Source organism: Streptomyces sp. CO7 (genome assembly GCF_053474865.1).
The window spans coordinates 236147-245743 of the sequence record NZ_JBRIOU010000004.1; the positions used below are offsets into that span (position 1 = coordinate 236147).

11 protein-coding genes and 1 pseudogene are annotated in these 9597 nt (G+C 74.4%); 3 read left to right on the top strand and 9 right to left on the bottom strand.

Features of this window, described 5'->3' with window-relative positions:
• The 5 genes and pseudogenes from ACOV8S_RS13790 to ACOV8S_RS13810 all read right to left on the bottom strand — a co-directional run.
• Positions 1 to 403 (bottom strand): hypothetical protein (locus ACOV8S_RS13790; protein WP_448318108.1); only part of this gene is annotated, 403 nt, incomplete at its 3' end.
• 5 nt (positions 404 to 408) lie between these two features.
• On the bottom strand, positions 409 to 1098 hold the full coding sequence (locus tag ACOV8S_RS13795) for an SDR family oxidoreductase (protein ID WP_448318109.1): 690 nt from the start codon (positions 1096 to 1098) through the stop codon (positions 409 to 411).
• Between the two features lie 27 nt (positions 1099 to 1125).
• Positions 1126 to 1664: pseudogene (locus tag ACOV8S_RS13800) on the bottom strand (LOG family protein).
• Between the two features lie 138 nt (positions 1665 to 1802).
• Positions 1803 to 2549 carry an ABC transporter permease gene (locus ACOV8S_RS13805; protein ID WP_448318110.1) on the bottom strand — a complete coding sequence of 249 codons (747 nt, stop codon included), beginning with the start codon at positions 2547 to 2549 and terminating at the stop codon, positions 1803 to 1805.
• Positions 2546 to 3532 (bottom strand): ABC transporter ATP-binding protein, encoded by a 987-nt coding sequence (locus tag ACOV8S_RS13810; protein ID WP_448318111.1) that lies wholly within the window; start codon positions 3530 to 3532, stop codon positions 2546 to 2548. Before ACOV8S_RS13810 ends, ACOV8S_RS13805 begins: the two co-directional genes overlap by 4 nt.
• Positions 3533 to 3713: 181 nt before the next feature.
• On the opposite strand from ACOV8S_RS13810, the gene ACOV8S_RS13815 reads away from it, so the two are divergent.
• Both ACOV8S_RS13815 and ACOV8S_RS13820 read left to right on the top strand, forming a co-directional pair.
• The gene (locus ACOV8S_RS13815) at positions 3714 to 4643 is read left to right on the top strand and encodes a ketopantoate reductase family protein (protein ID WP_448318112.1); all 930 of its coding nucleotides are present in this window, start codon (positions 3714 to 3716) and stop codon (positions 4641 to 4643) included.
• Between the two features lie 122 nt (positions 4644 to 4765).
• Positions 4766 to 5296, top strand: coding sequence for an SRPBCC family protein (locus tag ACOV8S_RS13820; RefSeq protein ID WP_448318113.1), 531 nt, complete (start codon positions 4766 to 4768; stop codon positions 5294 to 5296).
• A gap of 58 nt (positions 5297 to 5354) precedes the next feature.
• On the opposite strand, the gene ACOV8S_RS13825 is transcribed toward ACOV8S_RS13820, so the two are convergent.
• From ACOV8S_RS13825 to mnmA, 3 genes are all read right to left on the bottom strand, one after another.
• Positions 5355 to 6008 (bottom strand): class I SAM-dependent methyltransferase, encoded by a 654-nt coding sequence (locus tag ACOV8S_RS13825; protein ID WP_448318114.1) that lies wholly within the window; start codon positions 6006 to 6008, stop codon positions 5355 to 5357.
• A gap of 92 nt (positions 6009 to 6100) precedes the next feature.
• Entirely contained in the window at positions 6101 to 6289 is a 189-nt protein-coding gene (locus ACOV8S_RS13830) for a hypothetical protein (RefSeq protein WP_448318115.1), read from the bottom strand.
• Positions 6290 to 6452: 163 nt separating this feature from the next.
• On the bottom strand, positions 6453 to 7583 hold the full coding sequence (gene mnmA, locus ACOV8S_RS13835) for a tRNA 2-thiouridine(34) synthase MnmA (RefSeq protein ID WP_448318116.1): 1131 nt from the start codon (positions 7581 to 7583) through the stop codon (positions 6453 to 6455).
• A gap of 61 nt (positions 7584 to 7644) precedes the next feature.
• Between mnmA and ACOV8S_RS13840 the strand changes: the two genes are divergently transcribed.
• Entirely contained in the window at positions 7645 to 8325 is a 681-nt protein-coding gene (locus ACOV8S_RS13840) for an N-acetylmuramoyl-L-alanine amidase (RefSeq protein ID WP_448318117.1), read from the top strand.
• Between the two features lie 34 nt (positions 8326 to 8359).
• On the opposite strand, the gene ACOV8S_RS13845 is transcribed toward ACOV8S_RS13840, so the two are convergent.
• The gene (locus tag ACOV8S_RS13845) at positions 8360 to 9529 is read right to left on the bottom strand and encodes a cysteine desulfurase family protein (protein ID WP_448318118.1); all 1170 of its coding nucleotides are present in this window, start codon (positions 9527 to 9529) and stop codon (positions 8360 to 8362) included.
• Positions 9530 to 9597 lie beyond the last annotated feature (68 nt).

Below are 9597 nucleotides of genomic sequence, written 5' to 3' on the forward strand. Positions count from 1 at the left end.
CGGTGTCCACCTCGCCGAGCAGCAGGGCGGCGGGGGCGGCCCGCCGCAGCCACGCCGTGAGAGCCGTCGGGTCGGCGACCTCCAGGTCGTTCCGGAAGCGGGCGCGCTGCCAGGCGACGGTGTCCGTGCCGTGCAGCGACGCGGTCGCCGCGATCTCGGCGTCCTGGTCCAGCAGGACCAGCGTCGCGTGGCCGTGGCAGCGGCAGATGTCCCCGGTGAAGGTGCCGCCGGTGGTCAGCTCCCGCAGCCCGGCGAGGGCGCCGGGGTCGAAGACCTCGGCGAGCACCGGCCGCCGGTCGAGGGGCGGCCCGAGCTCTCCCCCGGGCAGGAGCAGCGCGGCCCCGGCCCGGGACCAGACGTCCTCGAGCCAGGCGCGGACCGCGTCTCCGGCGGCGGCCGGCACGCCGGTCAGCGGCCCGGGCGGACGGTGAGGTCGTTGACCTCGGCGTCGCGGGGCAGGTCGAGGGCCATGAGGATGCTGGTGGCCACCGACTCGGGGTCGATCCAGCGGCTCTCGTCGTACTCCTTGCCCTCCTGCTGGTGGACCTTGGCCTGCATGGGCGTGGCGGTCCGGCCGGGGTAGACGGAGGTGACCCGCACGCCGTTGCCGTGTTCCTCCTGGCGCAGGGAGTCGGCGAGCGCCTTCAGGCCGTGCTTGGAGGCGGCGTACGCGGACCAGTGGGCGTGGGCGGCGAGCCCGGCGCCGGAGTTGACGAAGACGACGTGCCCCTTGGCGACCCGCAGCTGCGGCAGGAAGTGCCGGGTCAGCTCCGCGGGGGCGATCAGGTTGACGTTCAGCTGGTGCCGCCACGCCTTGGGCGTGAGGTCGCCGACCGGCCCGAGGTCGACGACGCCGGCGATGTGCAGCAGCGAGTCGATCCGCTCGGGCAGGGTCTGGTGGGAGAAGGCCCAGGACAGCTTGTCCGGGTCGTTCAGGTCGCCGACCAGGGTGCGCGCCCCGGGGAAGCGGGCCGCGAGTTCCTTGGCCCGGCCGGCGTCGCGGGCGTGCAGCACGAGCTCGTCGCCGCGCTCGAGGAGCCGGCGGGCGACGGCCGCGCCGATGCCGGAGCCGGCGCCGGTGATCACATGAGTTGCCATGCGCCCCATGCTCGCATCCGGCTCCCTTCAGACATGCCCGAGGCTCTCCTCCAGGTGGGCCATCGCGCCCAGCGGCTCCTCGGCGAAGAAGAGCATCTCGGTGAGCGGCCGGAACAGGAAACCCTCGGCCTCCATCCGCAGGAACTGCTGGTGCAGCCCGTCGTAGAAGCCCGCGGTGTTGAGCAGCACGATCGGCATCTCGGTGTGCCCGTGCTTCTTCAGCTCCATGATCTCGGTGGCCTCGTCCAGCGTGCCGGTGCCGCCCACCATGATCACGACGGCGTCGGCGCGCTCCAGCATCAGCCGCTTGCGCTCGGCGAGGTCCTTGGCGACGACCATGGTGTCCAGGCCCGGCCGAGCCTTGGCGGAGAGGAAGTCGACGGAGACGCCGTACAGCCCGCCCCCGGCCTCCTCCACACCGTCCGCGACCACCTTCATCAGGCCGGAGTCGGACCCGCCCCACACCAGGGTGTGCCCGCCCGTCCTATGAGCTCGGCGAACTCCCGGGCGGGCCGGGTGTACTTCTCGTCGAGGTCGGCGGCGGAGAGGAAGACGCAGATGTTCATGCCGCTCACCGTACTCGTTCGCCCCGGGGCCGCCGGGGCCTCCGCCGAGGTCGCGGGCCGTTGCCTGCGCGGACCGGGCGGGCCGTTGCCTGCGGGGACCGGGCGGGCTGTCCCGCCGCGGCCCCCGGGGCCGGACCGTCAGGCGCGGCGGCCCGCCCTGCGGTAGCCGTGCGCCGCGTACGCGCCGAGGACCAGCAGCCAGGCGGCCAGGCCGGCCACGGTGACCAGGCCGGGGGCGTGCCCGGCGACGGTGTCGTGGCCGAGCCGGGCGAAGAGGTACCCGGGGGTCCACTCGCCGACGGCGGCCAGGCCGGAGGGGAACTCGGTGAGGGGGAACCAGAGGCCGCCGATGAGGGCGAGCGCCAGGTTGCAGGTGACGTTGGTGACGTTGGCGGCCTGCTGGGAGAGCAGGTAGCCGTTGGCGATGCCGAGCATGGTGAACGGCAGGGACCCCAGCCAGAGCAGCGCGGTCAGGGCGAGCCACTGCCACAGCGCCAGGTCGACCCCGTTGAGCAGCCGGGCGGTCAGCAGGACCGCCACGACCGCCGGAAGCACCATCAGCGACCCGGTCAGCGTCCGCCCGGCGACCACCTGGGCGGGCGTGAGCGGGGTGACGCGCAGCTGCCGCAGCCAGCCGTTGGCCTTGTCCTCGGCGACGGCCGAACCGGCGGTCAGGGCGGCGCCCAGCGCGCCGTAGGACGCCATGCCGACCATGGCGAGGACGTCCCAGCCGCCGGCGGCTGCGCCCTGGTCGCCCACCGAGGTGAAGATGCTGTACATCAGCACCGGCGTGCCGATGCCGAAGATCACGAAGCCGAGGTCGCGGAAGGTGCGCCTGAGTTCGAGACGGACGTAGCGGGAGACGACCGCGGTTCCGGCGCTCATCGGGTGAAACCTCTCTCTGCGGGGGCGGCGGTCGCTGCCGCGGGGCCGGCCGCCGGGGACCCGGACGTCTCGGAGGCATCGGACGCCTCGGACGTCAGGGTGAGGAAGGCCTCCTCGAGACCGGCCTGGGTGACCTCCAGGCCGCGCGGGGTCAGGAGCCCGACCAGGGCGACCGTGGTCGCGTCCGGGTCGGTGGTCCGCAGCCGGACCCTGTCGTCCCGCACCTCGGCCGTCCGCACTCCGGGGAGCGCGGCGACGCCCTCGGGAAGCGTGCCGTCCACCGCGTCGAAGGTCACCAGACCGGTGCCGACGGTCCGCTTGATGTCGGCGCTGCCGCCGTCGGCGATCAGCCGGCCGCGGTCGATCATCACGATCCGGTCGGCGTTGCGGTCGGCCTCCTCCAGGTAGTGGGTGGAGAACAGCACCGTCTTGCCACGGTCGGTGAGGGCGCGCATCGACCGCCAGAACTCCTGCCGCGCCTGCACGTCCAGGGCCGCGGTGGGTTCGTCCAGGACCAGCAGGTCCGGGTCGCCGGACAGGGCGACGGCGAAGCAGACCCGCTGGATCTGGCCGCCGGAGAGCTTCTCCACCCGGCGCCCGCGCAGGTGGGCGATCCCGGCGAGCTCCAGCACCTCGGCGACGGGCAGCGGCGCCGGGTAGGCGGAGCCCACGAAGCCGATCAGTTCCCCGACGGTGATCCGGGAGACCGGCTTGAAGTCCTGGAGCATCGCTCCGACCCGGCCGCCCTCCACCGCGTCACGCGGCGCTCCCCCGAAGAGCTCGACCGTCCCCGCCGTGGGTTCGTCGAGCCCCAGCATCAGCGCGATGGAGGTCGACTTCCCCGCGCCGTTGCGCCCCAGCAGGGCGACCCGCTCCCCGGCCCTGAACTCCAGGTCCAGCCCGTCCACCGCCCGTACGGCGCCGTAGTCCTTGACGGCACCCTTGAACGCCACAACTGGCGTACTCCCCCGCGTGGTTGTCATGGAGCGCACCCTAAAGGCGATCACCGTGCGCTGCCGGGAGTTGGCGGAACGGACGGTCGCACCCAAGCGTGAGCTGGGGTACGGCCATCGAACCCTGGGCTTGCCCTGGGGGTACCGGACGCTGATCATCTCGGTGGGGCCCGGGCTCGGGCTCCGTTCGCCCGGAAGGAGCCTCACCGCCATGTCCTCCCCCACCCATGCGACCGCTTCCCCCGCCACCGTCGCGGTACTCGGCCCCGGCGGTGTCGGCGGGCTGCTCGCCGCCGTGCTGTCCCGCGCCGGCCACCGGGTGATCTGCGTGGCCCGCGAGGAGACGGCATCGGTGCTGCGGCGCGACGGGGTCACCGTGCGCAGCGGTGCCTACGGCGACTTCACCGCGGTGGTGGAGGCGGACACCGGGCTGCGCGAGCCTGTCGACCTGCTCCTGGTCGCCGTCAAGCAGACCTCGCTGGACGCCGCCCTGGAGCGGGTGCCGGCCACGGCCGTAGGCCCCGGCACGGTGGTGGTGCCGCTGCTGAACGGCGTGGAGCACGTCGAGCGGTTGCGCGGGCGCTTCGGCGCCGGGCGGGTGGCGGCGGGGGTGATCCGGGTCGAGGCGACCCGGATCGCACCGGGTGTGGTGGAGCACGGCAGCCCGTTCTGCGACATCGACCTGGCCGGGCTGCCCGAGCCGGTGCTCGGACGGGTGGCGGAGCTGCTGGGCTCGGCGGGGGTGCGGGCACGGATCGCCTCCTCGGAGGCCTCGGCGCTCTGGGGGAAGCTGGCGTTCCTCGCGCCCTTCGCGCTGCTGACCACCCGCCACCTGACCGACGCGGAGGGCGTGCGCACCACGCACCGGGAGGACCTGGTCGCGCTGACCGAGGAGATCACCGCGGTGGCGTCCGCCCGCGGGGCCTCGCTCGACCCGGCGAAGACCCTGGCCATGTACGACAACTGCCCGCCGGGGATGCGGTCCTCCATGCGGCGGGACGCCGAGGCGGGCAGGGCCCTGGAGCTCGACGCCATCGGCGGCGCCGTACTGCGCGCGGCCGAGCGCGAGGGCGTGGCGGCGCCCGTCATGGCGCGGCTGGTGGCCGAGGTCGGGCAGCGCTACGGCGGCGCGGGAGCCTGATCCGCCGCGTCCCGCCAAGATCGACGGTGTGGCCAACCGCACACGCTCGCCCGGTACTTGGCAGGTCTAGCATCGCCCTGCGGGGGCCGGCGAGCGACCGTGCCCCGGAAGTGGGGGACGACGTGCGCTATTCCGACGGGCCTGCGACCGAGCGCGAGATCCACATCGCGGCGGAGCCCGCCCGCGTGTGGGCCGTGGTCGCCGACATCGAGGAGATGTCCAAGGGCAGCCCGGAGCTGAAGCGCACCGAGTGGCTGGACGGGGCGACCGGCCCGGCCGTCGGCGCGCGGTACATCGGCCACAACGAGCACCCGATCGCCGGAGCGGGCCGGACGCTGGCCCACATCACGGAGTTCGAGCCCGAACGGCGGCTCACCTGGGCCGTCCTGGACGTCGACGGCCGCTTCGGCGACCCGGCCCAGGCACTGGAGAAGCGGATGGCCACCTGGTCGTTCAGTCTCACGCCGGTCGACGGCGGCACCCTGCTCCGGGAGTCGACGGTGATCGGGCCGGGGCCTTCGGGGGTCACCCGGGTGATCGCGAAGATGCCGGAGAAGGAGGAGGCCGTGATCGACTACCGCCTCCGGGAAATGGGCGAGGGCATGGAAGCCACGCTGAGGGCGGTCAAGGAGACCGCCGAGAAGGCGGAGTGACGCAGTGGACCGGGCGGCCGGGAGGGCATCCTCCCGGCCGTCCGGTCTCCCTCCCGGTTCACCCCACGCGCGCCACCAGCGCGTAGCGGATGTCGTCCACCTCGCGGCCCCACAGGTCGGGGTCGGTCGTCAGGTCCTCGATCTCGATCTCGGAGGCGTACGGGGCCACCGCTTCCCGCAGCGTCCGGGGCGGCACCCCGCCGGTCCACGGCAGCGCCTCCGCGCCGTCCACGTACGGGGCCGGGTCGGCGGACTGCCGCCAGCGGCCCTCGACCAGCAGCAGCGTGCCGCCGGGGCGGAGCAGGCCCGCCCAGCGGCGCAGGGCGGCCTCGGGGTCGGGCAGCGTCCACAGCACGTGCCGCACGACGACCATGTCGAAGCGGTCCTCCCCCACCGGCGGCGCGGCCGCGTCCCCGACGTGGAAGACCCCCGGCAGCCCGGCGGCGGCCAGCTTCGTGCGGGCGGCCTCCGCCATCGCGGGCGCGAGGTCCACACCGGTCACCCGGTGCCCGGCCCCCGCCAGCAGCACGGAGAGCGAGCCGGTGCCGCAGCCCAGGTCGAGCACGTCCGCGGGCAGCGGCGGCGCCCACCGGCGCAGCAGCCGGTCCCAGGCGGCGCGGGTCGCCTCCCCGCGCAGCCCGTGGTCGGGCTCCTCGTCGAACTCGCGGGCGGCGGCGTTCCAGTAGGCGGCGATCGCGGTGGAGTCGGTCATCCGGTCATGGTGCCAGTGGGGTCCGACAGCGCCCCCGGGCGGAAGAGGGCCCGGACGCCCCGCTCATGACCTGTGCCGTGACGCGCGCACTCTCACGGCTGGTCGCGCCGGACGGAGCCGACGAACAGAGCGCACGCCGCCCATATGCACAGGCACATCCCCAGCACCACCCATCCTCCGGCGTTCCCGGAGACGGCGAGGAAGACCCCGAGGGCGACGCCTGCCACCGCGAACAGTGTGGTGAGAAGCATGTACCGCTGCACCGTGGCTCGCTGTTCCATGGTCCAGCTCATACGAGGCATGAGGCCGCCCTTCAGCAGTCGCTGTGGTGGCTGTCCACCCCGGCACCGGTGTCGTCAGAGGTACGGGTGCCCGGTGTTTCCGGGAGCAGTCGGACCAACTCCCCTCGCCACGAGCTCCGTTCGGCCCGGGGCATCGGCGGCGTCAGGCCGTGGCGGCCGTCTCCGTCGCCCGGACGGTGGAGGCGATGGTCGCCGAACCGACGACCCGGGTGCCGTCGTAGAGGACCACGGCCTGCCCGGGGGCGACGCCGCGGACCGGCTCGGCGAAGGCGACGTGCAGGGTGCCGTCGACCAGCTCGGCGGTGACCGGGGTCTCGTCGCCGTGGGCGCGCAGCTGGGCCGTGTACGCGCCGGGGCCCGAGGGCGCGGTGCCGCACCAGCGGGGCTTGATCGCGGTCAGCGCGGTGACGTCGAGCGCGGCGGCGGGGCCCACGGTGACCGTGTTGTTCACCGGGGAGATGTCCAGGACGTAGCGCGGCTTGCCGTCGGCGGCGGGCGTGCCGATCCGCAGGCCCTTGCGCTGGCCGATGGTGAAGCCGTAGGCGCCCTCGTGGGTGCCGAGCTTGGCGCCGGACTCGTCGACGATGTCGCCCTCGGCCTTGCCGAGGCGCTTGGCGAGGAAGCCCTGGGTGTCGCCGTCGGCGATGAAGCAGATGTCGTGCGAGTCGGGCTTCTTCGCCACCGCGAGGCCCCGGCGGGCGGCCTCGGCGCGGATCTCGTCCTTGGTGGTGACGGTGTCGCCGAGCGGGAACAGGGCGTGGGCGAGCTGCCGGTCGTCGAGGACGCCGAGGACGTAGGACTGGTCCTTGGCCATGTCCGAGGCGCGGTGCAGCTCGCGGGTGCCGTCCTCGCGGAGGACCACCTTGGCGTAGTGGCCGGTGCAGACGGCGTCGAAGCCGAGGGCGAGCGCCTTGTCGAGGAGCGCGGCGAACTTGATCTTCTCGTTGCAGCGGAGGCAGGGGTTGGGGGTGCGGCCGGCCTCGTACTCGGCGACGAAGTCGTCGACCACGTCCTCCTTGAACCGGTCGGCGAGGTCCCACACGTAGAAGGGGATGCCGATGACGTCCGCGGCGCGGCGGGCGTCGTGGGAGTCCTCGACGGTGCAGCAGCCGCGGGCTCCGGTGCGGAAGGACTGCGGGTTGGCGGAGAGCGCGAGGTGCACTCCGGTCACCTCGTGTCCCGCCTCGGCGGCACGGGCGGCGGCGACGGCGGAGTCGACACCGCCGGACATGGCGGCGAGGACGCGGAGGGGGCGCTGCGGGGAATCGGTCATAGCCCCTCCAGGGTACGGGGCGCCCGGGAACCGCCGCCCCCGGATATGCGTTGTGCGGTACGTGAACGCCACCACCGGGTCCGGCAAGGGCAAGAGCAAGGACGAGGGCCGGCGCGTCAGGCGCCGGACCCTGCTGATCGGCGGCCTCGCGACGGCCGCCGGCGCCGGCCTGGTCGCACGCGAGGACCTCAGCCGCGCGTGGTGGCGGGTGCCGGGCGTCGAGAAGCCCCGCGCCGAGGGCGCGGTGGACTACCCGGGCGCCCGGTGGACGGCCGCCTCGGAGGCCAACTACCGCCGGGCCGACCGGCCCGACGACTACCCGGTGGAGCTGGTCGTCGTCCACATCACCCAGTGCGAGTACCGCACGGCGGTGATGGTGTTCAAGGACCCCGCCCACCAGGCGGCGGCGCACTACATCGTCGACCGGGACGGCCACGTCACGCAGATGATCCGCGAGCTGGACGTGGCGTACCACGCGGGCAACCGGGACTACAACGAGCGCAGCGTCGGCATCGAGCACGTCGGCTTCGTGGACCGCCCGCAGGACTTCACCGCGGCCATGTACGAGGGCTCGGCGCGGCTGACGGCCGGGATATGCGAGCGCCACGGCATACCGGTGGACCGCAAGCACGTGATCGGCCACCACGAGGTGCCGGGCGCGGACCACACGGATCCCGGGCCCCACTGGGACTGGGACCGGTACATGAAGCTGGTGCGCAGGGCGCTGAAGAACCAGGCCTGACGCCCGGCAGGGTCCCGGGGCGGGCGGTCCGGGTTCAGGTGAGGCCGGCGGCGCGGGCGCGCTCCACCGCGGGGCCTATCGCCTTGGCGACGGCCTCCACGTCGGCGGGCGTCGAGGTGTGGCCGAGGGAGAACCGCAGGGTGCCGCGGGCCAGGTCCGGGTCGGTCCCGGTGGCCAGCAGGACGTGGCTGGGCTGGGCGACGCCGGCCGTGCACGCGGAGCCGGTGGAGCACTCGATCCCCTGGGCGTCCAGCAGGAGCAGCAGGGAGTCGCCCTCGCAGCCGGGGAAGGTGAAGTGCGCGTTGGCGGGGAGCCGGCCGGCCCGGTCGGGGTCGCCGCCGAGGATCGCCTCGGGCACGGCGGAGCGGACGGCGTCCACCAGCTCGTCGCGCAGGGCGCCGATCCGCTCGGCGAAGAGCGGCTGGTGCGCTGCTGCGTGCGCCCCGGCGACCGCGAAGGCGGCCACGGCGGGGACGTCGAGGGTGCCGGAGCGGACGTGGCGTTCCTGGCCGCCGCCGTGCAGCACGGGGACGGGGGTGTGCTCACGGCGCAGCAGCAGGGCGCCGATGCCGTAGGGGCCGCCGATCTTGTGGCCGGAGACGGTGGCGGCGGCGAGGCCGGACTCCTCGAAGGAGAGCGGCACCTGCCCGAACGCCTGCACCGCGTCGGCGTGCAGCGGGACGCCGAACTCGGCCGCGGCGCCGGCCAGTTCGCGGACCGGCATCAGGGTGCCGATCTCGTTGTTGGCCCACATCACGGTGGCGAGGGCGACGTCGTCGGGGTTGCGGGCGATCGCCGCGCGCAGGGCGTCGGCGTGGACCCGGCCGTGGGCGTCGACGGGGAGGTACTCGACGGTGGCGCCCTCGTGCTCGGCGAGCCAGTGCACGGCGTCCAGGACGGCGTGGTGCTCGACGGGGCTGGCCAGGACGCGGGTGCGGGCGGGGTCCGCGTCGCGGCGGGACCAGTACAGGCCCTTCACGGCGAGGTTGTCCGCCTCGGTGCCGCCGGAGGTGAACACGACCTCGCTGGGGCGGGCGCCGAGGGCCTCGGCGAGGGTCTCGCGGGCCTCCTCGACGGTGCGGCGCGCGCGGCGGCCGGCCGCGTGGAGGGAGGACGCGTTGCCGGTGACGGCCAGCTGGGCGGTCAGCGCGGCGGCCGCCTCCGGCAGCATCGGGGTCGTCGCCGCGTGGTCGAGGTATGCCATGGTGCCTCGATTCTACGGGGCGGTGCGTGAGGGCCCGGGGCGGCGGGGGTTCCGGGCCACTGCGCGGG